This is a genomic window from Variovorax pasteuri, assembly GCF_051216435.1.
In the GTDB taxonomy this organism is placed as follows: Bacteria; Pseudomonadota; Gammaproteobacteria; order Burkholderiales; family Burkholderiaceae_C; genus Variovorax.
Genome location: NZ_JBPJZS010000005.1, coordinates 294391 through 320139, shown reverse-complemented (window position 1 = coordinate 320139; position 25749 = coordinate 294391). Strand labels below are relative to the sequence as shown.

The window sequence follows — 25749 nt, the reverse complement described above, 5'->3', positions numbered from 1 at the left end:
CCAGCCGATTCAGTGGCCGGTCGGTGTCCGTGGCTGCGCGCGTTGCGTTTCGGCGGTGACATCGCCGAGGCGCAGCGACGCCTCGTCGCGCCAGTAGTTCACCGCCGCGAGCCAGCCCTCCCACACGCAGCCGTTGCAGCCGCGCCCGCAGCAGGTGGTGGGCTCGGGCGGCGGCGCACGCATCGGGACGCCTGCGGCATCGAGCAGCGCCTGCACGCGCGCGATCAGCGCCTGTGCGCCAGCGAGGTTCGTCGGCTCCGGCAGCCGGTCGATGAGGTTCATGCCTGCAAGCCTTCCAGGCATCGAGGTTGTACAACGCGACCCGGCGTCACCCGGCGCTCGGCTGCGTAAGCCCGATACAGTTCGAGAAAGCTCAAGAAGCTTAGGTCGGTGTCCACGCAAGCGGCAGCAGCCCGATTGACTCGCAAGCTCTGCTCAAGCACTTTCTCACCATGCAAACACCGGAGGGCGAACAACATTCACTCCCTCTTCACAGCAGGTCTGCCAGTTCGCCAGGCCACAACTGCGCGCTGTGAAGAATTCGCAGGATGCGAATGCAATCCTTTCCAACCCGGTAGGCCACGATGTACGGCGTGCGGCGAACGATCAGCTCGCGCGTCCCTTCGATGCGCCCTGGACGCCCGCCTTCTGGAAACCGAACCAGCACCAACATCTGCGTGGCGATGCGCTCGTCCACTGCGATCGCCGCGCGCGGGTCGTCCTGCTCGATGAAGTCGAAAATCCGCTCTCGATCATCCATCGCCCACGGCGACCACTCCAGTCTCACGTGTCACCTTCACCCGCTTTGAGCCGCGCAGCGGCTCTGCGCTTGGCGAAATGCGCTTCGACTTTCTCCTGGGGGATGGCGGGGCGCGGATCATCCAAGGCCTCCTGCACCTTGGCTCGGAACCAGGCGTCGTGCGCTGCAGCGTCAACGGTAAAACCCGCCGGCAATGCGCCTTCCTTGGCCACACGGGTCAGAACGATCCTCATCACGTCCGAGACGGTGAGGCCGATGTTTTCGAGCACCGCGATGGCGCGCTCCTTCACGTCAGCGTCGATGCGGGTCTGTACCAATGCGTTTGCGGCCATGGCGGGCCTCCAAGTCAAAAAACAACGGATTCATTGTAATTCAATTGAATGACATTGCGGATGTGTAACGGTGCAGCGCCTGGTTGGCGCTGGACCCGGCAGCAGGTGGGCTCTGCTCGTTGCTTGGCTGTCGGCGCCGGTTGAACTCAGACCCACCGGGGATGCGGCAGAAAGCTTGGACTGGTCAGCAAAGAATCGGGTGCAAGCGCTCCGTACCTAGCTTTCAACGATTGCCCCCTCGGCGGGCCCGCAGCCGCAGTGAGTGCGAGGCCAGTGCTGCCACGAACCACAACGTGGCCAAGCGAGCGCTGCGCGGCGTCGCAATCGGGCGCAAGAAAACCCGCATCTCGACTCTGCCGCCGACAGGCAAAGTGCTACGGTGATCTACACGTCGATCGGCTCGGCCCAGCTCGACGGCCTAGATCCCCACAGGCGCATCTGCGCAATGTTTCATGCCTGCAAGCCCTCTAGGCGTCGAGGTTCAGCTCGAACCGCATCTTCGCCCCACCCGATTCGCTCGACCCGATGGTGAGCTGCCCGCCGTGCAGGCGCGCCACCTCGGCCACCAGGTGCAGCCCGAGCCCCGCGCCGCGGCCGCGCGGCACCAGCCGGTGGAACGGCGCCACCACGCGCTCGCGGTCGGCCTCCGGAATGCCCGGGCCCGAGTCCAGCACTTCAAAGCCCGAGGGCTCCCACAACCGCACCTGGATGTCGCAACCCGGCCCGCCATGCTCGATGGCGTTCTGGATCAGGTTGGCCAGCGCGCGCTCCAGCGAGGGCGCGTCGCCGCGCACCCACAGCGGGCGCGGCGCATCGACCGAGAGCGTGCAGCGGTTCATGATGGCCAGCGGCGCAATGTCGCCGGCCATGCGCTCGCACAGCGCCTTCAGGTCGACCTGCTGGCGGTCCTGCGAGGCGATGCGGTCCAGCCGCTGCAGGTCGAGCAGCTGCTCGGCCAGCGTGGCCAGCCGCGCCGAAGCCTGCATCAGCTTCACCTTGAGCGGGTCGTGCGGCAGGCCCTCGATGTGGATCTGCAGCGTGGTGATGGGCGTGCGCAGCTCGTGCGCGGCGTCGGCCAGGAAGCGCTCCTGTCGGTCGTACCCTTCGTTGAGCCGGTCGAACGCGCGGTTCACGGCGTTCACCAGCGGGCGGATCTCGCTCGCCACGTTCGCCAGCGGCAAGCGCGTGGTGCGCTCGTGCACGTCGATGCCCTCGGCATGCTCGGCCGTGGCCACCACGCCCTTCAGGCCGCGCTTCACCACGAAGGGCGTCGCCAGGATCACGCCCAGGCAGGTCACCAGCGCCATCGGCGCGACCAGGAACAGGAAGGCGATGCCGGTGCCCTTGAGCGTGTTGCGCACGGTCAGCGGCCCGCCGGTCTGCGCCATCACCTCGACCGGGCCCGCGCGGCTCTCGACGCGCTCGAAGCGGGCCTTGGGCCGGGTGCTGTCGGGCTCGGGGTTGATGGCAACGCGGCCCATGCCGTCGAACGCGACAAGGAGCTTGAGGTATTCGGGCGGCACCTCGCCATGGCGCAGTTCCGCGCCGCGGGCATCGCGCACGATGAACCAGTACGGCGGATCGGCCTTCTGCAGCCGCTGCAGTTCGGGCGTGGGCTCGGCCGACAGCTTGCCGTCGGCGTCGCGCACCAGCGCGCGCTGGATCGCCGCCACCGTCTCCTGGCCGGTCTCGTCGACCACGCGGCCCAGCGACCACGCCAGCCCGAGGAAGCCGCCCATCACGAGCAAGCCCACCACCACCTGCAGCAGGATCAGGCTCCAGATCAGCCGCCAGCGCAGCGAGAGCAGGCTCAGGCTCATCGCGCGGGCGATGCGGGCATCGCGGGCGTCACGGAAGGTGCCGCCGCGCAGATCAGGTAGCCCACGCCGCGGATCGCATGGATCTCGACCTGCGCACCGGCCTTGTCGAGCTTGGAGCGCAGGCGCGAGACGTGCGTGTCGAGCGCGTTGGACTGGATCTCGTCCCGGTCGCCGTACACGCGCTCCTGCATGGCCTCGCGCAGCACGGTGCGCCCGCGGTGCTCGAGCAGCGCCTCGAGCACCAGCAGCTCGCGCCGCGGCAGCGTGATGCTCGTCTCGCCCACATGGGCCTGGCGCATGTGGTGATCGAAGCGCAGCTGCCCGAGCGTCATGACGAGGTGGGCGCGCACCGCCGGGCGGCGCGCCAGCGCGCGCACGCGCGCCATCAGCTCGTCCATCGAGAAGGGCTTGGCCAGGTAGTCGTCCGCGCCGCCGTCCAGGCTCAGCACGCGCTCGGCCACGTCGCTCATGGCGGTGAGCACCAGCACCGCGGCGGCAATCTCGTTGTGCCGCAGGAAGGCCACGAGCGACAGGCCGTCGCCGTCGGGCAGGCCGCGGTCGAGCACGATCACGTCGTGCTGCGCGCACAGCGCCGCCTCTTCGGCCTCGCGCAGCGAGCCGGCCACATCGACCACCGCCTGGTTCTGCCGCAATGCCGAGGCCAGGGCTTGCGCCAGGTCGACTTCGTCTTCGACGAGCAGGATTCTCATGGGGGAGTGATGCGGGGGATGGGAGCGAAAAGGCCGGTCATTCTAGGAGAGCGCCCCTTGCAGACGACGCAATGTTCACGCAATGCAGGCACCTAAGCTGGAGCGCCCCCCAACCCTCCGAAAGCAGCACCGGTGAACTCCCGCTCGGCGATTCCCTCTCCCCTGCCCGGCATGCCTTGCGACCCCTGGTACCTGACGCTGGTCCGGCGCATCGCAACGCTCTGGGTGGCGAAGATGATCGGCACCACGGCCGGCATCTCGGGCTTCTTCTTCGTCTACTTCTGGGTGATGCACAACCCGCCGTGGACGCCGACGGTGATGCCGCTCACGCCGCTGGACCGCTGGGTGCCCGTGAGCGACGACGCGATGCTGCTCTACGGTTCGCTGTGGTTCTACATCTCGCTGGCGCCGGCCTTCGCCAAGGACAAGGCCGAGCTGTGGGCCTGCGCGCGCGACGCCGCGCTGATGGCGACCGTGGGCCTCGCGGTGTTCTGGCTATTCCCGACGGTGGTGCCCGCGTTCGGTGTCGACTGGGCGCAGTACCCGGCGCTGCAGTTCCTCAAGACCGCCGACGCCGGCGGCAACGCCTTCCCGTCGCTGCACGTCGCGTTCGCGGTGCTCGCCGCGGTGCAGCTGGGCCGCCAGTTGCGCAGCGTGCGTGCGCCGGCATGGGTGCGCGCAGTGAACCTGCTGTGGGCCGTCGGCATCGTCTATTCGACGCTGGCCACGCGCCAGCATGTGCTGCTCGACGTGCTCGGCGGCGCGTTGCTCGCGGGCGCCGTGGACTGGGCCGGCACCGCGCGCGACCGGCTGGTGTGGGCCGAGGCCTGACGGAGCCTGTGCGTCGGCCGAGCTTCACGCCACTGCCGCTCAGGTTTCCGTCGCGTCCTTGCCGGCCACCGCCGCGAAAGCCTCCAGGGCCAGGTCGACCTCGCGCTCGCCCACATGGCGATGCGTGACGCAGCGCAGCCGCTGCCGGCCCCAGGGGCGCACCAGCACGCCCAGGCGGCACAGCGCCAGCTCCCACTGCGCCGCGTCGAGCCCCGTGGCGCTGACATCGACCTGCACGATGTTCGTCTGCGGTGCGTTGGCGGCAAGCCCGCGAACCTGGCCGATGCCCTGTGCGAGCCGCCGGGCGGTGGCGTGATCGTCGGCAAGCCGCTCCACCATGGAGCTGACCGCCACCAGCCCCGCCGCCGCCACGACGCCCACCTGGCGCTGGCTGCCGCCCAGCATCTTCCTGAGCGACCTGGCGCGCTCGATGGTGCCGGCCGACCCGGCCAGCACGGCGCCCATGGGCGCGCTCAGGCCCTTGGAAAGGCACAGCGACACCGTGTCGGTGAAGGCGGTGATGTCCGCGGCCGGCACACCCAGCGCGACCGCGGCATTCATCAGCCGCGCGCCGTCGAGGTGGACGCTGGCGCCCACGCGTTTCGACGCCTCGAACACGGCCTGCATGTGGGCGAGCGGGAGCACCGCGCCGCCGGCGTTGTTGTGCGAGCTCTCCAGGCACACGACGCCGGTGCGCAGCTTGTAGCGCCCGGGTGCGAGCGCATCGGCGAGCCGGTCCAGGTCCATCGCGCCATCGACGCCGGCAATGCCTTCGTAGAAGGTGCCGGTCAGCGCGCCCGCGCCACGTTCGGTCACGTAGATGTGCGAGGCCGCCTCTGCCAGCACCAGCTCCTGGCGCCCGGCCTGCGCGAGGATCGCCAGCAGGTTGGCCATGGTCGCGCTGGGCACGTACAGCCCGGCTTCCTTGCCCAGCAAGGTCGCCGTGGCCGCTTCCAGCGCCCGTGCGGTCGGATCGCCGTCGAGCCCGTCGTCGCCCAGCGGGGCGGCTGCGATGCGCTCGTACATGGCCGGCGTGGGCCGCGTCACGGTGTCGCTGCGCAGGTCCACGGGCGGGTGCCCGGCAGAGGCGTCCGCGGCGGTGGAGGTGGAGGTGGTGTTGGCTTGCGTCATTCGGCCGTCGCGCCGGACGCTTTCACAACCTCCGCCCACTTCTTGCGTTCGCTGTTCAGGAAGGCATCGAATGCTTCCGGCGTGCCCGTGCGCACATAGATGCCGCGGGTGGCGAGGTTGGCCCGCACGTCCGGCGCGTCGAGCACGCGGTTGATTTCCCGGTTCATGGTGTGCACGACGTTTTCCGGCGTCCTGGCGGGCACCACGACGCCGTAGAGCGTGTAGTACTCGAAGCCCTTGAAGCCGCTCTCGATGAAGGTGGGCACGTCGGGCAGCGACGCGTCCCGCGCGCCCGAGGTCACCGCCAGCGCGCGCAGCTTGCGGTCCTTGATCAGCGGGAGCGCCGACACCAGGGAGGAAATGTAGAAGTCGACCTGCCCGCCCAGCATGTCGGTCATCGCCGGGCCGCCGCCCTTGTAGGGCACGTGCAGCAGGCTGGCGCCCGTGGCAACGCGCAGGTTCTCGGCCACCAGGTGGCCCACGGTGCCGTTGCCGGACGACGCATAGGCCAGCTGCTTCTTCTTCGCGCCCGCCAGCAGCGCCGCCAGGCTGTCGAAGGGGCTGTTCGCATTCACGACCAGCACCGACACGCCGGTGCCCACCAGCGCAACAGGCGCGAGGTCCTTCACGGGGTCGAAGTTCAGCTTCTTGTAGAGGAACTGGTTGACCGTGAGGTTGCTGGTTTCACCGAGCACCGCGGTGTAGCCGTCCGGCGGCGACTTGGCGCCGAACTCCAGGCCGATGTTGTTGCCGGCGCCGGGCTTCGTGTCGACCACGACCTGCCACTTGGCCTGGTCGCCCAGCTTGGCCGCGAGCAGGCGGGCGACGGCGTCGGTGCCGCCGCCCGGAGGGCTCGGCGAGATGAGGTGGATGGGCCGCTCGGGCACCCACGCGGCGGCGGCATGCGCCTGCCACGCGGTCAGCGCGATGGCGAGCATGCAGGCCAGCCGCCTGGCGTGCGTGACGGCGTGGCGTCGGGTGAGGTTCATGGCAGGTGCTTCCAGTCTGGCAGAGGGGGTGGATCGATGCGGATCGAGGTGGGAACGAGCCGATCCTAGGCACGCCATAGAATGAGTAAAGCGATATATATAAATCTCAACTGTGAGTTTTTCTCATGAATCTCACCCTGCTGGTCACGCTGCGCACCATCATCGAGCAGGGCAGCTTCACCGCCGCCGCCGGCGTCGTCGGTTGCAGCCCGAGCGCGGTCAGCCTGCAGGTCAAGCAGCTGGAGCAGTATTTCGGCCAGCCGCTGTTCGACCGCTCGACGCGCGTGATGCTGCCGACGGCCTTCGCCCGCGAGGTGGTGGACGCGGTGGGCGACTTCTCCGACCGGCTGCAGACGCTGCGCTCCCGCCCGGTCGTCGAGGTCGCGGGGCGCGTCAGGGTAGGCGTGATCACCAGCATGCAGAGCGACGTGCTGCCGCAGGCGCTGCATGCGCTGCGCCAACGGCACCCGTCGCTCGACGTCGTGGTGCCGCCGCTGAACGACAGCGACGAACTGATTTCCGAACTGAAGGCGGCGCGGCTCGACGTCGCATTGCTGGTGCGGCCGGAATCCGGCGGCTCGCGCCGGCTGATCTGGCGCGAGCTGCACCGCCAGCCCTACGTGATGCTGGCCCCGCCGAACGCCACCGCAAAGACCGCCAGGCAACTGCTGGAGGCGCACGATTGGGTGGGGTACGACCTGTCGCTGGCGGGCGGGCGCGTTGCGGCGCGGTATGTGCGCAGCCTGCTGCCGAGCGCACGTTGCGTGATGGAACTGCGCTCGATGGACGCCATCGTCGCAATGGTCGCCCAGGGCCTGGGGGTCTCGGTGGTTCCCCAGCCCAGGCGCCCGCTGGTGCGGGCCTATGCGGTGCGCGAGGTGAACCTCGGCAGCCGCGCGCCGTTCAGGAAGCTTTCTCTGGTCTGGCGAAATTCCGACGAAGGCAGTCGCAACGTCGAGGCGGTGGCGCAGGCGTTCGCAGCTGCATTCGACGCAGCCCGCCCGGCCTGAGCCTTACCAGAAGATCCAGAGCGCCAGGCCGCCGAAGATGGCCCACTTCACCAGGTAGTAGGCGCGCTTGTCCCAGGCCTTCAGGCGCTTGCCGACCACGCGAATCTGATAGATGTACTTGAACGCGCGGTTGATGCCGCCCGTCTTGTCGCCCGCTTCGTTGGGCGAGCTTGCGGCGGCCAGCAGGTTCTTGGCGAACCAGCGGTTCACCGCGCTGGCCCAGCGGTACTTCAGCGGGCGCTCGATGTCGCAGAACAGGATGACGCGGTCGTGGTCGGTGGTGTTCTCGGCGTAGTGGATGAAGGTTTCGTCGAACACCACGGCCTCGCCGTCGCGCCAGTGGTAGCGCTGGCCGTCCACGTCGATGTAGCAGCCTTCGACGCCGGGCGTCCACAGGCCCAGGTGGTAGCGCAGCGACCCGGCGAAGGGGTCGCGGTGGCGCACCAGGCGGCTGCCCGGGGGCAGCTCGGCGAACATGGCGGCCTTGATGGTGCCGATGCCCTTGAGCAGCTCGGTCGTGCGCGGGCACAACACGGCGGCCGACGGGTGGGCCTCGTCGTACCACTTCAGGTAGAAGCGCTTCCAGCCGCTCTTGAAGAAAGAATTGAAGCCCACGTCGTTGAACTGGCTCGAGGCCTTGATGCTGCCGCCGTTGCGCATGGCCAGCGCTTCCTCGCGGATGACTTCCCAGTTCTCCTCAAGGATGCGCATCTCGGGGAACTGCGCAGGCGACAGGTACGGCGTGCCCGGCACCTTCGAGAACAGGTACATGAAGACGTTCAGCGGCGCGAGGAAGGTCGAGTGATCAGAGAGCTGTCTGAAGAACTTGTGCCGCACCTGGCCGCGGAAGTGAACGTAGAGCGCGCTGAGCGCGAAGATGGCAAGAATGACCCACTTCATTGGTGAAAGTGTCCTGTAAACGGCACCCGGAGGCAGCCCGCTAGTGTAAATCGTCGCCCCAAAATGGAGCTGACCGGGTCTTTGAAGGGTATTTCGGCCTTCTTCAGCTGCACAGCAGAGGCAGCGGCGCATCCGCCTCGGCCAGCGGCAGCCGCACGGTTGCCAGCAGCCCCCCGCCCGCAGCCTCGCCAAGCACGACCTCCCCGCCATGCCGGTCGACCACCGACTTGACGATGGCCAACCCGAGCCCGCTGCCGCTCTGCGTCTGTTCCGGATTGCGAAAGAACCGGTCGAACACCCGCTCGCGCAACGGCGCCGGAATGCCCGGCCCCCGGTCGGCCACGGTCAGCGACGCGTGCGCTCCCTCGCGGGACACATGCACCACCACCGTTGCGCCCTCCGGGCTGTACTTGATGGCGTTGTCGATGAGGTTGTCGATCATCGAGACCAGGCTCTCGCGCTCGCCCAGCACCGGCGCGCGCTCGTCGCACACCAGCTCCAGCTCCACATGGCGGGCGCTGGCCAGCCCCTCGATCATCGCGAGCCGGTCCTGCACCAGCGCATCGAGCGACAGCATCACCGGCAGGCTGTCGTGCGAGACCGCGTCGCTGCGCATCAGCTGCAGCAGCTGCCCCACCAGGCGCGCCGCGCGGTCGTTGCTGCGCAGCAGGTTGCCCATGAGTTCGCGCTGGCCTTCGTCGGTGCTCTGCTCCTTGAGTGCTTCCACGTTCACGCGCATGGCCGCCAGCGGCGTTCGCAGCTCGTGCGCCGCGTCGGCAATCAGGCTGCGTTCGCGCGAGGTGCTGTCGCGCACCCGCTGCAGCAGGCTGTTGATGCTCTGCACCAGCGGCTGCAGCTCCTTGTGCGGCGGCGCGTACGACAACGGCGACAGGTCGGCCGGCCCGCGCTCGGCGGTTTCCTCAGTCACCTGCCGCCAGGGGCGCAGCGCCACGCGCATGGACAGCCACGCGGGAAAGATCAGGAACGGCAGGCTGACCACCAGCGGCAGCAGGTAATAGCCCCGGTTCATGACGGTCACCGTGAGCCGCCACACGCTGGGCTCGGCCAGCATCACGCGGGTGTCGGTGCTGGGCGAAGCCATGGTGCGTGCGCGCCATTCACGGCCACCCACCTTCACGGTCTCGATGCGGTTGAGCACGGTGTTGAGGATGACGGGAACGGCGGCCGTGGAGCGGTAGATGAGCTTGTCCTTCTGCCACACCTGCATGACCGGCGAGGTGTCCGATGCCGCGTCGCCGTCGCCCACGGACTCGAGCAGTGCCAGGTCGAAAGCCGTCAGGGTCTGCTGCTGCCGGTCGGGCTGGTCGGACAGGTTCTGCGCGATCGACAGGACCGACTGGAAGATCTTCTCGTACTTCAGCAGCTCGGGGTCGTCGTAGGAGTCGTACAGCAGCAGCGCGATGGTCATGGTCCACAGCAGCGCGACCACGGCCATCTGCGCCAGCAGCAGGCGCCGCATCAGGGACGGTTGCTTCCAGTGCTTCCAGCGGCGCGACAGCGCCGGCATCATTTCGGCGTGCTCCGCACCAGCGACTGCACATCGACCACATAGCCGATGCCGCGCACCGTGCGGATGTAGCCCTGCCCGATCTTCCTGCGCAGGTTGGAGATGTGCACCTCGAGCGAGTTGCTGCCGTTGGCCTGGCCGCCGGGCAGCACCTGTTCTTCCATCACGCGGCGCGTGACCACGCGGCCGGTGCGCTTGAGCAGCAGCGCGAGCAGGTCGAATTCGCAGCGCGACAGCTCCACCGGTTCGCCGTCGACGATCACGCCGCGCGTGGGCTCGTGCAGCGCCAGGCCGCGCATGCGGATGGTCTCGTCGTTGAAGCCGTAGCTGCGCCGCGCGAGCGCCCGCACGCGCGACAGCAGCTCGGCCAGCGCGAAGGGCTTGACGAGGTAGTCGTCCGCGCCGTCGTCCAGGCTGCGCAGCCGGTCGTTCAATGCATCGCGCGCGCTCAGCACCAGCACCGGCAGGATCTGCTTGTCGCGGCGCAGGCGAAACAGCAGGTCCAGCCCGTCGCCGTCGGGCAGGCCGAGGTCGAGCAGCACCATGTCGAAGGTGCCCCCGTCGAGCGTGCGCAGCGCGTCGTCGAGGCGGCGCACCCACACCACGTCCATGCCCTGGTTGGCCAGCGCAATGCGCACTCCGTTGCCGAGATCCAGGTCGTCCTCAACCAGCAAGAGATTCATGGCGCTCCACGTGAATTAGCCAGCACGGTGCCGGGGGAGGCCGAAGTATCTGCGAAGCACCGGCGGCGCACTTCAGGAATTCTTCATGAAGGGTGCAGCTGTCCTTCAGGGGCGAACCGGACACTGGAACGCCCCTCATCACACACGGAACACCGACGTGAACAGCCCCCTCGCACCCACGCTCCACCAACCCCGGCCGAAGCGCTTGCAGCCCCGGCGCAGGGACCTCCTGCGCGCCATGGCGATGACCGGCGTTGCCGGGCTCGCGGCCTGTGGCGGAGGGGGCGGAGGAAGTGCGGGAAGCGGCGCGGGTGCAGGCCCAGCCGTCCCACCCGCGCAGGGCACCGTCTCGGTCACCGACCGTTTCGTGAAGGTCTCGCACACGCCCGAGGTCTCGCTGCAGGTGCGCGACTGGCAACGCATGGGCAACACAGGCCCCACCATCGTGCTGCTGGCCGGCCTGGGCGCCAACGCGCGCTACTTCGACAGCCTGGCGCCCGCGCTGGCGGCCGACTCGCGCGTGGTGGCCATCAGCCGGCGCGGCTACGGCCTCTCGGACAAGCCGCAGCCGGTGCGCTCGCCCACGCAGTACTACGACACGGACACGCTCACCTCCGACCTGAAGGCGGTGCTCGACGAACTGGGCCTGCGGCGCGTGGTGCTCGCCGGCCATTCGATCGCCGGCAACGAGCTCACCCGCTTCGCGGGCCGCCACCCCGAGCACGTGCAAGGCCTCGTCTACCTGGACACCACCTTTTATTACCGGGACGTTCCCGACACGGGCGGCGAAGACCCGCCGGTCAATGCCGCGCTCGACGAACCCGTGCCGAGCGACGCCGACCACAGCTCGTTGCAAGCCGCCGTGGCCTTCAACCGACGCCTGGTGAAAAACTGGTGGCCCGCGCTCGAAGCCAACCTGCGCGACGCGCTCGACCTGCGCCCCGACGGCAGCGTGCGCCCCAACACGCCGGACAGCGCAGCCGCCGCGATGGACGTGGCCGCCCACAACTTCTTGCCGGACTACAACGCGGTGCGCGCGCCCTCCCTGGTGGTCACTGCGTTGCCCGCCACGGCGCGCGACCTGCTGCCATGGCTCGAACAGCCGTTCGACGCCGCCACCGAAAAGTACGCGGCGGACCTGCTGCGCGTGATTCGCCGCGTCTACCAGACCAACTCGGACCGCCTGGTCGCCGCCCTGGACACCCCGCACCGGCTGACGCTCGACAACGCCTGCCACGCCGACTTCCTGATGGAGCGCGAGGCCGAGGTGGTGCGCGCGATCCGGTTCATGACCTGGGCCTGAACCGCGGCGCGGTTCTCCACGGTGCGCCGCGGTACGTCGGGATGCGCCGCGGCGCGCTCAGTCCGCCCAGCCGGTCTCGATCTCGGTCTTCACCTCGGTCATGAGCTTGTGCACCGGGCACTTGGCCGCCACGCGCAGCAGCTCGTCGCGCTGCGCTTCGGTCAGGTCGCCGGTCACGCGCAGGCCCGACTTCAGGCGGTACACGCCCTTGCGCTCCTCGCGGTCGTCGCGGTCGACCACCACCTCGATGTCTTCCACCGGAATGCCCTTGCGGCGCGCATAGATCAGCACGGTGAGCGCCTTGCAGGCCGCGAGCGACGCGTCGTACAGGTCGTGCGGCTCCGCGCCGCCATCGCTGCCGCCACCGGCCGGCGAGGCATCGACCGGGATTTCGTGGTTGCGGATCTTCAGGGTGTGGCGCGTGCCGGTGGTGCCGTCGCGGCGGATCGAAATGGTCATGCCGGTGTCCTTGATGAGGCGGGGTGAAGCCAGAGAATCAGGAAGAAGAAAGCCGCTTCACGTACAGGATGGTCGTGAAGCCGCTGTGCCATTCGAGGTCGGGGTAGCGGCCGGCCTCGCGGTACCCGAGCGCCAGGTAGAAGCCCTGGCTCTGCGTGTTGAAGGTGTCGGTCTCCAGCCGTGCGAGTGCAACGCCCTCGGCGCGCATGCCGTCTTCGGCGAAGGCCATCAGGGCGCGGGCGATGCCCTTGCGCCGGTGCGCGCCGGGCACGTGCAGCGCGTGCACGAAGTCGTGTTCCCGGTGAACCATGCCGACCACCTCGCCATCGATTTCCGCGACGAAGAAAGCCGTGCCCATCTCATCGATGTAGCCCACCGGCTCGCCGCTCTCGCGGTAGGCCGCGGCGGCTTCGGGCGTCAGTTGCGGCAGCCAGGTGAGCGCGAAGCTTTCGTCGAGGATGGCTTTCACCGCGTCGAAGTCGTCCAGCCGCCAGGGCCGGATGTGGATGCCGGCCACGTCGTTGGGGCCGCTCATCGGTCCACCGCCAGCACCAGCGTCTCCTTGATTTCCTCCATGACGACGTAGCTGTGCGACTCGGCCGCCACGGGGAGCTTCTTCAGGATGTCGCCCAGCAGGTGCCGGTACTCGCTCATGCCGCTCAGGCGCGCCTTGACCAGGTAATCGAAGCTGCCCGACACCAGGTGGCATTCGAGCACCTCGGGCATGTGCAGCAGCTCCTGCTTGACCTTGTCGAACACCTCGCCCGACTTGGCCGAGAGCTTGATTTCCACGAACACCAGCAGCGTCTTGCCCAGCGCCTCGGGCGACACGCGCGCGTGGTAGCCGGTGATGACGCCGTCGCGCTCCATGCGCTTCACACGCTCGGCGCAGGGCGACGCCGACAGGCCGATGTGCTCGGCCAGTTCGGTCATGGACATGCGCCCCTGGCGCTGCAAAACATCGAGGATCTTGCGGTCGATTCGGTCGAGTTCGGGCATTTCACTTCGCGCGGGGCGTTGGACGATTTTCGGCAGCGACTTTCACTGCTGAATCTCCAAAAACGATGGAATCCACGGCATTGTGCACTTTAGATTCCATCTATTCCATCTGAATCAGCAAATACACCATGAAAGTCATCGTTCTCGGCGGCGGCGTGATCGGCACCACCACGGCCTACTACCTCGCGCGCTCCGGCGCCGAAGTCACCCTGCTCGACCGGCAGGACGGCCCGGCCGAGGAAACCAGCTTCGGCAATGCCGGCCAGGTCTCGCCCGGCTACTCCACGCCGTGGGCCGCGCCGGGCATTCCGCTGAAGGCGATCAAGTGGATGTTCAAGAAGCACGCACCGCTGTCCATCCGCCCCGACGGCACGCTGTTCCAGCTGCGCTGGATGGCCGCCATGCTGCGCAACTGCTCGCCCGAGGCCTATGCGGTGAACAAGGAACGCATGATGCGCGTGGCCGAATACAGCCGCGGCTGCCTGCAGCAGCTGCGCGCCGACACCGGCCTGCAGTACGAGCAGCGCACCGGCGGCACCCTGCAGCTGTTCCGCACGCAGGCGCAGCTCGACGCGGTGCAGCGCGACATCGCCGTGCTCGAGGAATGCGGCGTGCCCTATGAACTGCTCGACCGCGACGCGCTTGCCCGCGTCGAGCCCGCGCTGGCCGGCGCGCGCGACCGCCTCACCGGCGGGCTGCGCCTGCCGAACGACGAAACCGGCGACTGCCACCTGTTCACGCGCGGGCTGGCCGAGATCGCGCGCGGCCTGGGCGTGGACTTCCGCTTCGGCCAGACCATCGACGGCCTGGAAACCGACGGCGGCCGCATCACCGGCGTGCGCACCACCGCCGGCAAGATCCTCACGGCCGACCGCTACGTGATGGCCTTCGGCAGCTACTCGCGCGCGGCCGTCGCCTCGCTGGGGCTGGACATTCCGGTGTACCCGGTCAAGGGCTACTCGCTGACCGTGCCGCTGCTGGATGAATCGCTCGCGCCGCAGTCCACCGTGCTCGACGAGACGTACAAGGTGGCGGTCACGCGCTTCGACAACCGCATCCGCGTGGGCGGCATGGCCGAGCTCGGCGGCTTCGACCTGCGCCTGAACCCCGCGCGCCGCGCCACGCTCGAAAAGGTGGTGAGCGACCTGTTTCCCGGCGGCGACCTGCCGCGCGCCACCTTCTGGACCGGCCTGCGCCCGATGACGCCCGACAGCACGCCCATCGTCGGCGGCACGCGCTACGCCAACCTGTTCCTCAACACCGGCCACGGCACGCTGGGCTGGACCATGGCATGCGGTTCCGGGAAACTGATTTCGGACATGGTGATGGGACAGCGCCCGGAGATCCGCACGGACGGGCTCGCGATGGACCGTTATGAGCAGGGCTCGTCGCGCGCAACGCGCCCCAGCACCGCTGCCGCACCGGCCTGAAGCACCGGCCTGAAGCACCTGCCGAAGGCGTAGGGACGCCGTCACGGCACATCGGCCTACAGGATCGCCGCGACATCGCGGTTGCGCCGTCGGTTTCCGCCGCTACCCTCGAGGGGACGGATCCAACTGATGCAACCCCTCATTCACATCGCCTACGCGAGCAAAGCGACGCAAGCCTTCGACCCCCGCGCCCTGGCGCAGCTGATGCAGCGCGCAAGCAGCGCCAATGAGCGCCGCGGGCTCACGGGCTTTCTTCTCTACGACGACCGCCATTTCTTTCAGCTGCTGGAAGGTCCGCCGGCCGTGGTCGACGAGACGTTCCGCAAGATCGTCGCCGACGCGCGGCATGGCGAGATCGTCTGCATCCTGAACGAGCCCCTTCCCGCGCGCCAGTTCGACGAATGGTCCATGTCGTTCATGGCCATGACGCCGGGCGAGCTCGGCGCGATCGACGGACTGCAAGACGTCTTCGACGCAGACGCCACGTTCATGGAATTGAATGCGGCACAGGCGCGCCGGGTGATTGCCGCCTTTGCCGACGGACGCTGGCGGCAGAACATCGTCGGGCGCGCATCGCAAAAAAGGGCGACCGTCACCGGCGCGGCCGCCAACGCCACGGACGTTCCCGCGCCTGCATCGGCGACCTGGGCGTCGGCGTACGGCCGCAGCTACGCCTATCAGCCGATCGTCGACACGGTGGCCCGAAAGGTCGTGTCCTATGAGGCCCTCGTTCGCGGCGCCCGTGGCGAATCGGCGTTCCAGGTGCTGGGGGCGGTGCCTGCCGCGCAGCTCTACGACTTCGACGCCGAAGGCCGCATCGAAGCCATCGCGCAAGCGGCGCGCCTGGGGCTCGACTGCGACCTGAACCTGAACTTCATGCCGCAGAGCGCCGTCGCGTCCCCGCGCGTTCTGGACAGCACCCTGGCCGCGGCCCAGCGATGCGGCATGGCGCTCGACCGCATCGTCATCGAGATCACGGAGACCGAGGCCATTCAGGACCATCGCCGCTTCTCGGAGTCGATCGACGTGTACCGGCGCCAGGGGTTGAAGGTGGCCATCGACGACTTCGGGGCCGGTTACTCGGGGCTGAATCTGCTCGCCGAATTCCAGCCCGACCAGATCAAGGTGGACATCGCCCTGGTGCGCCAGATTCAGATCAGCGGGCCGCGCCAGTCGATCGTGCGGGCCATCGTCGGCCTGTGCCGCGAGCTGCGCATCGACGTGATCGCCGAAGGCATCGAGTCGACGGACCAGCTGCGCTGGCTGGAAGACGAAGGCGTGCACCTGTTCCAGGGCTACCTCTTCGCGAAGCCGGGCTTCGAGTGCTTGCCGATGCCCGCGTTTCCCGAGCCCCGCCAGATGCAGCCGATCCAGCCCTAGCCCCAGGGCCCAGACCCTTACGCAGCCTTGGCAACAGGAATGACCGCGCTCATGCCGCGGTGAACCTCCGCCTCCCCGTGCCTGGCGAGCAGCTGCATCAGGTGCTTGCGGATCAGCATTCCGGGCCGGTCGGACTCCATCGAGTACTCCACGCCGCGCCGGCGCGTGTCGACCAGCGCGTCGGGGTCGGTCGATTCGAGGATGTCCTTGTCTTCACGCGTCACTGCATCGTCGAAGTCGATCAGCATTTGCGCTGCGCAGTCGGCCTCCGTGTCGTTGCGGAACAGCCATTGGCACAGCTGCATGCGCCCGTCGTCGATGGGCGTGAAGCAGTTGATGATGATGTGGCGCACCCCGCTCGGGTACTCGATGTCCAGCCGGCGCGAGAACGGCAGGAAGTAGGCGTTGCGCATGTGGCGCGTGGTGATCGGGTCGGTCACGCCGCTGATCGCATGAAACTTCACCGGGTTGGTCGCCTCGATGACCGTCTCCGCGTAGAAGCCCGACGCGTTTTCCACCAGCTCGTACTTGCTCGGCTTCGGGCTCGCGGCCACGCCGAAGGTGGCGCGGTGCACGAAGCTGAAATGCGAGTTGTCGAAGGAGTTTTCCAGCGCGCGCATAGGGCTGGTCTGCCACTCTTCGTAGAACTGGAAGATGGTGCGGTAGCCCGGGTCGTCGAACTCGGGAATGGCTGGAATGTCGGCAATGGGTTCTTCCAGCGCCACCCATGCGTAGCCATAGCGCGCGGTGCAGCGGTAGGCCGTGGTCTTGTAGTCGGGCGAGATCGTGCGCTCGGGCTCGTACTGCGGAATGCGGATGACCTGGCCGCTGCGGTCGTAGGTCCAGCCGTGGTAGCCGCACTGGATGGCGCCGGTGCCGCAGGCCTGGCCTTCGCTGTCCACGCACCAGCCCTTCGAGAGCTTCGCGGTGCGGTGGCAGCAGCGGTCGCGCAAGGCGGCGGGCTGGCCGCTGGCGTCGATGAAGAGAACGATGTCCTCGCCCAGCAGCCTGAAAGGCTTGGGGCCGTGGGCCAGTTCGGTGAGCGGCATGACGGCATGCCAGAACTTGCGGAAGACGGGTTGTTGGGTAACGAGCATGCGCGGACTCCTTCTGTGGTCGTGTGGGACGAACTGAAAGAGCAATTTCCTGCCGGGGTGCGGGGAGGGGGGCACCGCGCGGCTGAACGCTTCTACTCTGCGCAACCTGCCATGCAAATTGCGAGCCCGGATTGTGACGCGGCTGCGCCGCCGCTCCAAGCCCGGGCCGCAAAGCCCGAGCAAAACCGGTTGGCATCGCCCTTGGCATGCGTCGTGCATCACCGGCCGCAAGAGTAGAAGCGTTCAGCAGCGCACGCACCATGAACGTGCGCCGCCCGGAAATTGCTCTTGAAACGCCTTCTGCTTTTTGCAGGGGGATTCAAGACCCGAAGTTTCCGAGGCCCCACCATGCAACGTCGATTCTTTCTTGCAGCCACCGGCACCACCGCAGCCGCCATCGCCGCTCCTTCCGTCTTCGCGCAGGGCAGCGGCAAGCTCACCCCGCTCAAATTCACGCTCGACTTCCGCATCAACGGGCAGACCGCGCCCTTCTTCCTTGCGATGACCAAGGGCTACTACAAGGACGAAGGGCTCGACGTGAGCATCGACACGGGCGCCGGCTCGGTCGCCTCCATCACGCGCATTGCCAGCGGCGTGTACCAGCTGGGCCTGGGCGACATCAGCTCGCTGGTGGAGTTCAACGCGCAGAACGCGGGCACGCCCATGGTGCAGGCCGTGTACCAGTACTACAACCGCGCACCGTTCGTGATCATCGGGCGCAAGGACCGCGGCGTGACCAGCGACTTCAAGAGCCTGCAGGGCAAGAAGGTGGCCGCGGCCGCCGTCGAATCGACCCGCCGCGCCTGGCCCCTGGTGGCGCGCAAGCAGGGCATGCGCGGCGATGCCTTCCAGTGGCAGACCACCGACTTCAGCGCGCGCGACAACGTGATGGTGCGCGGCGACGTGGATGCCGCCACCTACTTCCACGACTCGGCCGTCTCGCTGTTCGCGCGCATGAAGCCCGAGGAGCTGTCGGTGCTCAAGTACGCCGACGCGGGCGTCAACCTGTACGGCAACGCCATCCTCGCGAGCAGCAACCTCATTGCGCAGAACCCGAAGGTGGTGGCCGCCTTCCTGCGCGCGAGCAACCGCGCCATCGTCGAGACCTTCGCCAATCCGGCGCCCAGCATCGCGGCCATGCGCCAGCGCGAGCCCATCCTCGACGAGAAGATCGAGCTGGAGCGCTGGGGCATCACCGCCCAGTACGTGGGCGCGGCGGACACGCGCGGCCACGGCCTGGGCGACATCCGCAAGCTCACGCTCGAGCAGCAGGTCGACGAAGTGGCCGATGTGTTCGGCCTCAAGGTCAAGCCTGCGTCCGACGCCATCTTCAACACTTCGATGCTCCCATTGCGCAGCGAACGCAATCTCCCCAAGGTATGAACTTCAACAGCTACAACACCACCTCCACCTACCCCGCCGAAAGCACGCTCGACGAGCGCGACGGCCGCTACCTGCGCAAGGCCATCGTCTGGTCTCACGCGGCACGCCGGCGGGGCAACCGCCCCTTCGGCTCGGTCATCGTCTCGGCCTCGGGCGAAGTGCTGGCCGAGGCCGGCAACAGCAACATCGAGACCGGCGACTGCACCGCGCATGCCGAGGTCAATGCGCTGCGCGCGCTGGCCGGGCGCAACATCTCGCGCGAGGAACTGGCCGGTGCCACGCTCTATGCCTCGGGCGAACCCTGCGTGATGTGCGCGGGCGCCATCTTCTGGTCGAACATCGGGCGCGTGGTGTTCGGCATCGACGCCGAACGCCTGCGCGTGTTCCGCGGCGAGCGGCAGGACCAGCGCGATGCCGAGCTGTCGTGCCGCGACGTGTTCCGCGCCTCGCCGCACCCCATCGAGTGCATCGGGCCCGCGCTGGTCGACGAGGCCAGCGCGGCGCACGACGGGGCCTGGAAGGTCTGAAAGACCCGCGCCTGCCCGCAACGGCGGCTTCGCTCAGAATCGCGTCGGCCAACCACGGCCCACGAGACAAAGGAGCGAGCCCCCCATGACCCAGCCCACCCAGGCAACCCAGCCCACGCAGACCCGCGCCATTCGCGTGACCGAATTCGGCGGCCCCGAGGCCGTGCGCCTGGAGACCGTCGACCTGCCCGCGCCCGCCGCGGGCGAGGCGCAACTGCGCCAGACCGCCGCCGGCTTCAACTACATCGATGTGTACCAGCGCAGCGGCAAGTACCCGCTGCCCTCGCCCACCGGCCTGGGCCACGAGGCCACGGGCGTGGTCGAGGCACTCGGCGACGGCGTGGCCGACCTGAACATCGGCGACCGCGTGGTCTACATGAACGCCGGCGTGGGCGCGTATGCCGAGCGCCGCAACGTGCCGGCCGCCAAGCTGGTGCGCATTCCCGATGCCATCTCCGACGAGGACGCGGCCGCCGTGTTCTTCAAAGCCATGACCGCGCAGTACCTCGTGAAGAAGACGCACGCGGTGCAGCCCGGCGACATCGTGGTGGTGCATGCGGCCGCGGGCGGTGTGGGGCAGATCCTCAGCGGCTGGGCCAAGGCGCTGGGCGCCACCGTCATCGGCACCGCCGGCTCCGCGGCCAAGTGCGAGGCCGCGCGCGCCGCCGGCTGCGACGTGGCCATCGACTATTCGCAGGCCGACTGGGTGCAGCAGGTGATCGACGCCACCGGCGGACGCAAGGCACGCGTGGTGTACGACTCGGTGGCCAGGCACACCTTCATGGGCTCGCTGGACTGCACCGCGCCCTTCGGCATGGTGGTGCTGTACGGCGCAGCCTCGGGGCCAGCGCCGGCCATCGACCCCGAGCTGCTCAACAAGAAGGGCTGCCTGTTCCTCACGCGGCCTTCGGTGTTTCCGCACAACGCCGACCCCGCCACCTTCCGCGCGAACGCGAAGGACGTGTTCGACGCGATGGCCTCGGGCGCGGTGCGCGCGTCGATCGGCGCGCGCTTTGCGCTGGCCGACGCGGCCGATGCGCACCGGGCCGCGGAAAGCCGCTCGGTCGCCGGTGCGATCCTGCTGCTGCCCTGACCAGAACCGGCGCGCGCTGCCTCTAGACTCGCTGCATGCCCTGGCACGCCCGTCTCCATCTCTCCTATCAAAACGAGTCCGCCCGCACCGTCGCACGCTTTCGCCACGACGGACCGCTGCGCATCCTGCAAAGCCTGTACCCCGAGGGCGACACGGTCTGCCACAACGTGCTCGTGCACCCGCCGGGCGGCCTGGTGGGCGGCGACACGCTGGACATCGACATCGAGGCCGCCGACGGCAGCCACGGCCTCATCACCACGCCCGGCGCCTCGCGCTTCTACCGCTCCGAGGGCGAGCTCGCGCTGCAGCGCACGCGCATCCGGCTGGCGGCCGGCGCGCGGCTCGAATGGCTGCCGCTCGAAGCCCTCTGCTACAGCGGCTGCCAGGCGGAGAACCGTTTGTCCATCGAGGTCGCGCCGGGTGCCGAACTGATCGGCTGGGACGTGACCGCGCTCGGCCTGCCCAACGCCAACCAGCCCTTCGAACGGGGTACCTACCTGCAGCACATCGAGGTGCCCGGCGTGTGGCTGGAGCGCGGGCGCATCGACGCGGCCGACCAGCGGCTGCTGCAAAGCCCCATCGGCCTGGGCGGCCACCGTTGCATGGCTTCGCTGTTCTTCGTGGCGGGCACGCCGCTGGCGCGCGCGCGGCGCGACGCGCTGCTCGCGCAGGCGCGCACGCTGCTCGAGGCGAGCCCCCTGTTCGACAGCGCGGGCGCCACCAGCCCGCATGCCGAAATCGTCGTGCTGCGCGTGCTGGCCCCCGTGGTCGAGCCCGCGATGCAGCTGCTGCGGCAGGTGTGGCAGGCGTGGCGCAGCGAGCTGTGGCAGCTGCCCGCGGCCACGCCGCGCATCTGGGCGACCTGATCGCCCTTGCACCTGTGACGGGCGACCTGAGCGCCCTTGCACCTGCTTCCCAAGAGGTGATCGCGGCCTGACCGCGGGCCTGACCACGGGCGCACGCGAGTGCGCCCAACGCGCGGCGCTGGCAATGCACGTAACTACCTACCCGCATTTGCACATCCGGCTGAACTTGTTGCGCGTACTCAGACAGCGCCGGCCTTTGCGCTGCGTGAGTCGTTCGTGCCCAGTCCAACATTTCCACTATCGAGGTGACGCCGATGAGATTGCTCCCAACGCCCGTACGGGCCTGTGTTCTCGCCCTGTGCGCGGTCGCAGCCACAGCTGCCTTCGCTTCCAGCCACCGCGAGGCCCCGTCGATTGCGGGAATGCCCAAGCTGGACGGCACGGACTTCTACATGTTCCGCAGCTACGAGCCCAACCGCCAGGACTTCGTGACGCTGATCGCCAACTACCAGCCCGACCAGAGCGCCTACGGCGGCCCCAACTACTTCACCATGGATCCGAACGGGCTGTACGAGATCCACATCGACAACACCGGCAGCGCGACGGAGTCGCTGACCTTCCAGTTCCGCTTCACCAACACCTTGCGCGACATCCAGTTGTCGATCTCGGGCAAGCAGGTGTCGATTCCGCTCGTGCAGGCAGGCGCCATCACCGGGCCCAACCAGGCCACCAGCAACCTGCGCGAAACCTTCACGCTCACCGTGGTGCGCGGCGACCGCCGCAAGGGCCAGGCGGCCCCCGTCACCAACGCGGCCAACGGCTCCAACGTGTTCGACCGCCCGACCGACAACATCGGCGAGAAGACCTTCGGCGGCCCGGCCGGCTATGCCGCCTATGCGGCGCAGCACCTGTACAGCGTGAACATTCCGGGCTGCAGCACGCCGGGCCGCGTGTTCGCCGGCCAGCGCAAGGACCCGTTCACCGTGGCCCTGGGCCAGGTGTTCGACCTGATCAACCTCAACCCGCTGGGCACCACCAACGGCAACCCCGACGCGCTGGCGCAGAAGAACGTGTCGACCCTGGCGCTCGAAGTGCCCATTTCGTGCCTCACCGCGGGCGGCAACGGCGCGATCATCGGCGGCTGGACCACGGCCAGCGCGCGCCAGGGCCGCCTGATCGCCAACCCGCCCAAGAGCGGCCACGGCACCACCACCATCAACGGCGGCGCCTGGGCGCAGGTCTCGCGCCTGGGCATGCCGCTGGTCAACGAAGTGGTCATCGGCCTGAAGGACAAGGACGCCTTCAACAGCTCCCGGCCGGCCGACGACGGCCAGTTCGCCACCTACGTGACCAACCCCACGCTGCCGGCGCTGATCCAGACGCTGTACCCCAGCGCACCCGCGCCGACCAACTTCCCGCGCACCGACCTGGTCGCGGCCTTCCTGACGGGCATCGACGGCGTGAACAAGCCGGCCAACGTCAAGGCGTCCGAAATGCTGCGCCTGAACACCAGCATCGCACCCACGCCCATGGCGAGCCAGAGCAACCTCGGCGTGGCCGGCAACGACAACGCGGGCTTCCCGAACGGCCGTCGCCCGGGCGACGACGTGGTGGACATCGAGTTGCGCGTGGCCATGGGTGCCCTGTGCGTGCTGACGGGTGCCAACGACGCGCTGAAGGTCGGCTGCAAGCCCAGCGACGCACCGGCCGGCGGCGCGGCGATCACCGACGGCGCGCTGCAGAGCCCCTCGCAGTTCCCCGCCGCCTTCCCGTACCTGAACACACCGCTGCCCGGCGCCGTCAACGCCGCGGCACCGTGAACCGGAGGCACGCCATGAAGAACACACGACACCTGTCTCGCGCCGCCGGTGCGGTATTGATTGCCGCGGCCCTGGCCGGCTGCGGCGGCGGTGGGGGAGGCGGCGGCAGCGGCTTCTACCCGTTCCCGGTCGGCACCACGCCGCCGCCGCAGGACGGCCAGCCACCCGTGCAGGTCAGTGCCTACGACGCCTTCGTCGCCTACATCGTGGCGCTGGTCGCCACGCAGTCCGAGACCGATGACGCGGCCAACGTGGCGCAGTTCGATCCGCCGCCCACGTCGGAGACCAAGGACCCGGTCGCCACGCAGTAGGCAGCGCGCCATGCGAGCCCGCATCCACTTCGCGCGCGCCATCTGCGCCATCGGCCGGTGGCTGGCGCTCCCGACCGCGATGCTGGTGCTCGCCGGCGCGGCGCATGCCGTGCCGCGCGTGCCGGCCAGCGACGACGCGGTGGTGGAAACACTGCCCGCCGTGGCCGGCTGGTCGAGCGAACAACGCCGACTGCGCCGCGAGCTGGTGCAGCGGCCCGGCGATCCGGCCACCGCCATCGAGGCGGCGACCACCTACCTGAACCTCGCGCGCGACCAGGGCGATGCGCGCTACGCCGGCTACGCCATGGGCGCGCTGCAGGCCTGGGAAGCCATGCCTGTGGCCGACACGCCGCCCGCCGTGCTGGTCATGCGCGCCACCATCGCGCAGTTCCTGCACGACTTCGACGGCGCCGAGGCCACGCTCAAGGCCGCGCTGGCACGCCAGCCCAACGACGCGCAAGGCTGGATCACGCTGGCCACCATCCTGCGCGTGCGCGGGCGCTATACCGAATCCGACGCCGCCTGCCGCGCGCTGGGCCGCGCAGGCCCCGCGCTCTACGGCGTCGCCTGCCTGGCCGAGAACGCGGGCCTGCGCGGCAGGCACGACGAGGCGCGCGACACACTGCAGGAGCTGCTTGCCAACCCGGCGCTGGCCGGCGCGGCACAGGCGGGCACGCGCCAGTGGCTGCTGACCAGCGTGGCCGAGGTCGAGGAACTCGCGGGCCGCTCCGCTCAGGCCGATGCCGCCTACCGCAAGGCGGTGGCGGCGCAGCGCTCGGGCTACCTGCTGCTGGCCTACAGCGACTACCTGCAGCGCGTGGGCCGGCATGCCGAGATTCCAGGCCTGCTCGCCAAGGAAGCACGCAGCGATGCCGTGCTGCTGCGGCTGGCCATTGCCGCTGCGGCCGCACGCGACAAGGGGACCCGGGCCGAGGCCGACGAGCTGCGCCAGCGCTTCGAGGCCTCCGCGCTGCGCCCCGGCACGACCGCGCTGCATGCGCGCGAAGAAGCCATGTTCGCCCTCGACGTGCAGAACGACCCGAGGCGCGCGCTCGAACTCGCGCGCCTGAACGTCAGGCTGCAGCGCGAACCCATCGACATGCTGGTGTTCGCCCGCGCCGCGGCGGCCGCGAAAGACGACGCCGCGCGCGGCGAAGTGAAGGCCCTGATGCAACAGATCGGACTGAAGGATGCGCGTGTCGATGCGATGCTTTGAACGCGCGGTGAGGGACGTGCGGGCCGTACGGCCCGCGTGGGCCGCGTGGGCCGTGCCGATGCTGTTGGCGCTGCTGTTCGCAGCCGCGCCGGCCCATGCCCACAAGGCCAGCGACGCCTACCTGCTGCTGCACCGCAGCGGCGACACGATCGACCTGCGCTGGGACATCGCGCTGCGCGACCTGGACGCGCTGCTCGACCTCGACACCAATGCCGACCGCAAGCTCAGCTGGGGCGAGGTCCGTACGCGCCTGGCCGACATCCACGCCTATGCGCTGGCTCGCCTGCGGCTGCAGCAGGGCCGGTGCGCGCTGGCCGAAGCACGGCCCGCCGCCATCGAAGACCGCATCGACGGCGCCTACCTCGTGCTGCAGCTGCGCGGCCAATGCGCCACCATCGCCACGGGCAGCGCGCTCGACATCGACTACCGGTTGTTCCGCGAGGTCGACCCCACGCACCGCGGGCTGCTGCGCGTGGAAGTCGAGGGCGCGGCACAGCCGACGGTGCGCTCGCTCGATCCCTCGGCCGGCACGGTCGCGGTGCCCTGGCCGGGCACGCCAGTGGCAGCTTCCGCTGGTGCATCGGCCCCGTCGTCCGACACGAGCTTCTTTCGCGACGGCATCCACCACATCCTGATCGGCTACGACCACATCCTGTTCCTGGTCTGCCTGCTGCTGCCCGCCGTGCTGCGCCGCAGGCCCGAGGGGTGGGAGCCGGTCATCGGCTGGCGCGAGGCCGTGTGGCCGATGCTGGGCATCGTCACCATGTTCACCATCGCGCACTCGATCACGCTGGCGCTCGCCGGCCTGAAGGTGGTGACCATCTCGCCGCGCATCATCGAGCCGGGCATCGCCATCACCATCATGCTGGCCGCCATCGACAACATCTACCCGGTGCTGCGCGGGCGGCGCAAGCTCTTCAGCTTCCTGTTCGGGTTGATCCACGGCTTCGGCTTCGCGGGTGCGCTGGCCGAGCTCGACCTGCCGCTGCGCGACTTCGTCGTCGCCCTGCTCCAGTTCAACCTGGGCGTGGAAGCGGGCCAGCTCATGGTGGTGGCCGTGGTGCTGGTCGCGCTGCTGGCGTTGCGCCACTGGCGGCGCTACCCGCCGCTGGTGCTGCGCGGCGGCTCGGCGCTGGCGGTTCTGGTGGCGGCCATCTGGCTGGGCGAGCGGGTGTTCGACGTGAAGGTGCTGCCGTTTTCCTGAAGCGGCAGGTTCGAATCTGCTGGCGCT

27 protein-coding genes are annotated in these 25749 nt (G+C 68.9%); 13 read left to right on the top strand and 14 right to left on the bottom strand.

The features are described from left to right. Positions 1 to 9: 9 nt before the first annotated feature. From ACSFBM_RS20495 to ACSFBM_RS20475, 5 genes are all read right to left on the bottom strand, one after another. On the bottom strand, positions 10 to 282 hold the full coding sequence (locus ACSFBM_RS20495) for an oxidoreductase-like domain-containing protein (protein WP_435486020.1): 273 nt from the start codon (positions 280 to 282) through the stop codon (positions 10 to 12). Positions 283 to 490: 208 nt separating this feature from the next. Continuing rightward, entirely contained in the window at positions 491 to 787 is a 297-nt protein-coding gene (locus tag ACSFBM_RS20490) for a type II toxin-antitoxin system RelE/ParE family toxin (RefSeq protein WP_435486019.1), read from the bottom strand. Further along, on the bottom strand, positions 784 to 1092 hold the full coding sequence (locus ACSFBM_RS20485) for a type II toxin-antitoxin system RelB/DinJ family antitoxin (protein ID WP_435486018.1): 309 nt from the start codon (positions 1090 to 1092) through the stop codon (positions 784 to 786). The genes ACSFBM_RS20490 and ACSFBM_RS20485 overlap by 4 nt, the downstream gene beginning before the upstream one ends. Positions 1093 to 1559: 467 nt before the next feature. Then, complete coding sequence (locus ACSFBM_RS20480; protein WP_435486017.1) at positions 1560 to 2912, bottom strand: sensor histidine kinase; 1353 nt, start codon at positions 2910 to 2912, stop codon at positions 1560 to 1562. Continuing rightward, complete coding sequence (locus ACSFBM_RS20475; RefSeq protein WP_435486016.1) at positions 2909 to 3622, bottom strand: response regulator transcription factor; 714 nt, start codon at positions 3620 to 3622, stop codon at positions 2909 to 2911. The genes ACSFBM_RS20480 and ACSFBM_RS20475 overlap by 4 nt, the downstream gene beginning before the upstream one ends. Before the next feature lie 132 nt (positions 3623 to 3754). Between ACSFBM_RS20475 and ACSFBM_RS20470 the strand changes: the two genes are divergently transcribed. Next, positions 3755 to 4453 carry a phosphatase PAP2 family protein gene (locus tag ACSFBM_RS20470; RefSeq protein WP_435486015.1) on the top strand — a complete coding sequence of 233 codons (699 nt, stop codon included), beginning with the start codon at positions 3755 to 3757 and terminating at the stop codon, positions 4451 to 4453. A gap of 39 nt (positions 4454 to 4492) precedes the next feature. Here the strand turns inward: ACSFBM_RS20470 and ACSFBM_RS20465 are convergent, their stop codons facing one another. Both ACSFBM_RS20465 and ACSFBM_RS20460 read right to left on the bottom strand, forming a co-directional pair. Beyond that, complete coding sequence (locus ACSFBM_RS20465; RefSeq protein WP_435486014.1) at positions 4493 to 5584, bottom strand: threonine aldolase family protein; 1092 nt, start codon at positions 5582 to 5584, stop codon at positions 4493 to 4495. Beyond that, a complete protein-coding gene (locus ACSFBM_RS20460) occupies positions 5581 to 6573 on the bottom strand; it encodes a Bug family tripartite tricarboxylate transporter substrate binding protein (protein ID WP_435486013.1) in 993 nt (330 codons plus the stop codon). Before ACSFBM_RS20460 ends, ACSFBM_RS20465 begins: the two co-directional genes overlap by 4 nt. A 125-nt stretch (positions 6574 to 6698) precedes the next feature. Between ACSFBM_RS20460 and ACSFBM_RS20455 the strand changes: the two genes are divergently transcribed. Beyond that, positions 6699 to 7583: a LysR family transcriptional regulator gene (locus ACSFBM_RS20455; protein ID WP_435441560.1), complete on the top strand. Its 885-nt coding sequence runs from the start codon at positions 6699 to 6701 to the stop codon at positions 7581 to 7583. Positions 7584 to 7586: 3 nt separating this feature from the next. On the opposite strand, the gene lpxO is transcribed toward ACSFBM_RS20455, so the two are convergent. The 3 genes from lpxO to ACSFBM_RS20440 all read right to left on the bottom strand — a co-directional run bounded on the left by lpxO (position 7587) and on the right by ACSFBM_RS20440 (position 10694). Continuing rightward, entirely contained in the window at positions 7587 to 8483 is an 897-nt protein-coding gene (gene lpxO, locus ACSFBM_RS20450; RefSeq protein ID WP_409171275.1) for a lipid A hydroxylase LpxO, read from the bottom strand. Between the two features lie 103 nt (positions 8484 to 8586). Next, positions 8587 to 10014, bottom strand: a complete 1428-nt coding sequence (locus ACSFBM_RS20445) for a sensor histidine kinase (protein WP_435486012.1) — start codon at positions 10012 to 10014, stop codon at positions 8587 to 8589. Beyond that, the gene (locus tag ACSFBM_RS20440) at positions 10011 to 10694 is read right to left on the bottom strand and encodes a response regulator (protein ID WP_435441557.1); all 684 of its coding nucleotides are present in this window, start codon (positions 10692 to 10694) and stop codon (positions 10011 to 10013) included. Before ACSFBM_RS20440 ends, ACSFBM_RS20445 begins: the two co-directional genes overlap by 4 nt. A 157-nt stretch (positions 10695 to 10851) precedes the next feature. Between ACSFBM_RS20440 and ACSFBM_RS20435 the strand changes: the two genes are divergently transcribed. After that, a complete protein-coding gene (locus ACSFBM_RS20435; RefSeq protein WP_435486011.1) occupies positions 10852 to 11997 on the top strand; it encodes an alpha/beta fold hydrolase in 1146 nt (381 codons plus the stop codon). Positions 11998 to 12054: 57 nt separating this feature from the next. Here ACSFBM_RS20435 and ACSFBM_RS20430 read toward each other — a convergent pair whose 3' ends face one another. The 3 genes from ACSFBM_RS20430 to ACSFBM_RS20420 are packed head-to-tail and all read right to left on the bottom strand — an operon-like array spanning position 12055 to position 13455. Then, positions 12055 to 12456, bottom strand: a complete 402-nt coding sequence (locus ACSFBM_RS20430) for an OsmC family protein (protein ID WP_435486010.1) — start codon at positions 12454 to 12456, stop codon at positions 12055 to 12057. Positions 12457 to 12493: 37 nt separating this feature from the next. Continuing rightward, positions 12494 to 12991 carry a GNAT family N-acetyltransferase gene (locus ACSFBM_RS20425; protein WP_435486009.1) on the bottom strand — a complete coding sequence of 166 codons (498 nt, stop codon included), beginning with the start codon at positions 12989 to 12991 and terminating at the stop codon, positions 12494 to 12496. Then, on the bottom strand, positions 12988 to 13455 hold the full coding sequence (locus ACSFBM_RS20420; protein ID WP_435441553.1) for a winged helix-turn-helix transcriptional regulator: 468 nt from the start codon (positions 13453 to 13455) through the stop codon (positions 12988 to 12990). The genes ACSFBM_RS20425 and ACSFBM_RS20420 overlap by 4 nt, the downstream gene beginning before the upstream one ends. Before the next feature lie 128 nt (positions 13456 to 13583). Here ACSFBM_RS20420 and ACSFBM_RS20415 point away from each other — a divergent pair, with 128 nt between their 5' ends. Both ACSFBM_RS20415 and ACSFBM_RS20410 read left to right on the top strand, forming a co-directional pair. Next, positions 13584 to 14885 carry a D-amino acid dehydrogenase gene (locus tag ACSFBM_RS20415; RefSeq protein ID WP_435486008.1) on the top strand — a complete coding sequence of 434 codons (1302 nt, stop codon included), beginning with the start codon at positions 13584 to 13586 and terminating at the stop codon, positions 14883 to 14885. Positions 14886 to 15014: 129 nt separating this feature from the next. Then, entirely contained in the window at positions 15015 to 16265 is a 1251-nt protein-coding gene (locus tag ACSFBM_RS20410; protein WP_435486007.1) for a diguanylate phosphodiesterase, read from the top strand. A gap of 17 nt (positions 16266 to 16282) precedes the next feature. On the opposite strand, the gene ACSFBM_RS20405 is transcribed toward ACSFBM_RS20410, so the two are convergent. Beyond that, a complete protein-coding gene (locus ACSFBM_RS20405) occupies positions 16283 to 17362 on the bottom strand; it encodes an aromatic ring-hydroxylating dioxygenase subunit alpha (RefSeq protein WP_435486006.1) in 1080 nt (359 codons plus the stop codon). A gap of 348 nt (positions 17363 to 17710) precedes the next feature. On the opposite strand from ACSFBM_RS20405, the gene ACSFBM_RS20400 reads away from it, so the two are divergent. The 8 genes from ACSFBM_RS20400 (at position 17711) to ACSFBM_RS20365 (ending at position 25722) form a co-directional block, all read left to right on the top strand. Further along, positions 17711 to 18745 carry an ABC transporter substrate-binding protein gene (locus ACSFBM_RS20400; RefSeq protein WP_435486005.1) on the top strand — a complete coding sequence of 345 codons (1035 nt, stop codon included), beginning with the start codon at positions 17711 to 17713 and terminating at the stop codon, positions 18743 to 18745. Beyond that, entirely contained in the window at positions 18742 to 19272 is a 531-nt protein-coding gene (locus ACSFBM_RS20395; RefSeq protein WP_435486004.1) for a nucleoside deaminase, read from the top strand. Before ACSFBM_RS20400 ends, ACSFBM_RS20395 begins: the two co-directional genes overlap by 4 nt. 85 nt (positions 19273 to 19357) lie before the next feature. Further along, entirely contained in the window at positions 19358 to 20365 is a 1008-nt protein-coding gene (locus tag ACSFBM_RS20390; protein ID WP_435486003.1) for a quinone oxidoreductase family protein, read from the top strand. A 35-nt stretch (positions 20366 to 20400) separates the two neighbouring features. Then, positions 20401 to 21231 (top strand): urease accessory protein UreD, encoded by an 831-nt coding sequence (locus ACSFBM_RS20385; RefSeq protein ID WP_435486002.1) that lies wholly within the window; start codon positions 20401 to 20403, stop codon positions 21229 to 21231. A 254-nt stretch (positions 21232 to 21485) separates the two neighbouring features. Beyond that, positions 21486 to 22991 (top strand): DUF4331 domain-containing protein, encoded by a 1506-nt coding sequence (locus tag ACSFBM_RS20380; RefSeq protein ID WP_435486001.1) that lies wholly within the window; start codon positions 21486 to 21488, stop codon positions 22989 to 22991. 14 nt (positions 22992 to 23005) lie between these two features. After that, the gene (locus ACSFBM_RS20375) at positions 23006 to 23302 is read left to right on the top strand and encodes a hypothetical protein (RefSeq protein WP_435486000.1); all 297 of its coding nucleotides are present in this window, start codon (positions 23006 to 23008) and stop codon (positions 23300 to 23302) included. Between the two features lie 10 nt (positions 23303 to 23312). Further along, entirely contained in the window at positions 23313 to 24518 is a 1206-nt protein-coding gene (locus ACSFBM_RS20370) for a tetratricopeptide repeat protein (RefSeq protein WP_435485999.1), read from the top strand. Continuing rightward, positions 24505 to 25722, top strand: coding sequence for a HupE/UreJ family protein (locus ACSFBM_RS20365; protein WP_435485998.1), 1218 nt, complete (start codon positions 24505 to 24507; stop codon positions 25720 to 25722). The genes ACSFBM_RS20370 and ACSFBM_RS20365 overlap by 14 nt, the downstream gene beginning before the upstream one ends. Positions 25723 to 25749 lie beyond the last annotated feature (27 nt).

What these genes read in the sequence shown, in the direction of transcription:
- ACSFBM_RS20375 (WP_435486000.1), top strand. Translation starts at nt 23,006, where the DNA reads ATGAAGAACACACGACACCTGTCTCGCGCCGCCGGTGCGGTATTGATT.
- ACSFBM_RS20365 (WP_435485998.1), top strand. Translation starts at nt 24,505, where the DNA reads ATGCGATGCTTTGAACGCGCGGTGAGGGACGTGCGGGCCGTACGGCCC.
- ACSFBM_RS20370 (WP_435485999.1), top strand. Translation starts at nt 23,313, where the DNA reads ATGCGAGCCCGCATCCACTTCGCGCGCGCCATCTGCGCCATCGGCCGG.
- ACSFBM_RS20405 (WP_435486006.1), bottom strand. Translation starts at nt 17,362, where the DNA reads ATGCTCGTTACCCAACAACCCGTCTTCCGCAAGTTCTGGCATGCCGTC.
- ACSFBM_RS20440 (WP_435441557.1), bottom strand. Translation starts at nt 10,694, where the DNA reads ATGAATCTCTTGCTGGTTGAGGACGACCTGGATCTCGGCAACGGAGTG.
- ACSFBM_RS20400 (WP_435486005.1), top strand. Translation starts at nt 17,711, where the DNA reads ATGCAACGTCGATTCTTTCTTGCAGCCACCGGCACCACCGCAGCCGCC.
- ACSFBM_RS20485 (WP_435486018.1), bottom strand. Translation starts at nt 1,092, where the DNA reads ATGGCCGCAAACGCATTGGTACAGACCCGCATCGACGCTGACGTGAAG.
- ACSFBM_RS20460 (WP_435486013.1), bottom strand. Translation starts at nt 6,573, where the DNA reads ATGAACCTCACCCGACGCCACGCCGTCACGCACGCCAGGCGGCTGGCC.
- ACSFBM_RS20445 (WP_435486012.1), bottom strand. Translation starts at nt 10,014, where the DNA reads ATGATGCCGGCGCTGTCGCGCCGCTGGAAGCACTGGAAGCAACCGTCC.
- ACSFBM_RS20385 (WP_435486002.1), top strand. Translation starts at nt 20,401, where the DNA reads ATGCCCTGGCACGCCCGTCTCCATCTCTCCTATCAAAACGAGTCCGCC.
- ACSFBM_RS20495 (WP_435486020.1), bottom strand. Translation starts at nt 282, where the DNA reads ATGAACCTCATCGACCGGCTGCCGGAGCCGACGAACCTCGCTGGCGCA.
- ACSFBM_RS20420 (WP_435441553.1), bottom strand. Translation starts at nt 13,455, where the DNA reads ATGCCCGAACTCGACCGAATCGACCGCAAGATCCTCGATGTTTTGCAG.
- lpxO (WP_409171275.1), bottom strand. Translation starts at nt 8,483, where the DNA reads ATGAAGTGGGTCATTCTTGCCATCTTCGCGCTCAGCGCGCTCTACGTT.
- ACSFBM_RS20410 (WP_435486007.1), top strand. Translation starts at nt 15,015, where the DNA reads ATGCAACCCCTCATTCACATCGCCTACGCGAGCAAAGCGACGCAAGCC.
- ACSFBM_RS20480 (WP_435486017.1), bottom strand. Translation starts at nt 2,912, where the DNA reads ATGAGCCTGAGCCTGCTCTCGCTGCGCTGGCGGCTGATCTGGAGCCTG.
- ACSFBM_RS20475 (WP_435486016.1), bottom strand. Translation starts at nt 3,622, where the DNA reads ATGAGAATCCTGCTCGTCGAAGACGAAGTCGACCTGGCGCAAGCCCTG.
- ACSFBM_RS20430 (WP_435486010.1), bottom strand. Translation starts at nt 12,456, where the DNA reads ATGACCATTTCGATCCGCCGCGACGGCACCACCGGCACGCGCCACACC.
- ACSFBM_RS20380 (WP_435486001.1), top strand. Translation starts at nt 21,486, where the DNA reads ATGAGATTGCTCCCAACGCCCGTACGGGCCTGTGTTCTCGCCCTGTGC.
- ACSFBM_RS20465 (WP_435486014.1), bottom strand. Translation starts at nt 5,584, where the DNA reads ATGACGCAAGCCAACACCACCTCCACCTCCACCGCCGCGGACGCCTCT.
- ACSFBM_RS20415 (WP_435486008.1), top strand. Translation starts at nt 13,584, where the DNA reads ATGAAAGTCATCGTTCTCGGCGGCGGCGTGATCGGCACCACCACGGCC.
- ACSFBM_RS20395 (WP_435486004.1), top strand. Translation starts at nt 18,742, where the DNA reads ATGAACTTCAACAGCTACAACACCACCTCCACCTACCCCGCCGAAAGC.
- ACSFBM_RS20390 (WP_435486003.1), top strand. Translation starts at nt 19,358, where the DNA reads ATGACCCAGCCCACCCAGGCAACCCAGCCCACGCAGACCCGCGCCATT.
- ACSFBM_RS20455 (WP_435441560.1), top strand. Translation starts at nt 6,699, where the DNA reads ATGAATCTCACCCTGCTGGTCACGCTGCGCACCATCATCGAGCAGGGC.
- ACSFBM_RS20425 (WP_435486009.1), bottom strand. Translation starts at nt 12,991, where the DNA reads ATGAGCGGCCCCAACGACGTGGCCGGCATCCACATCCGGCCCTGGCGG.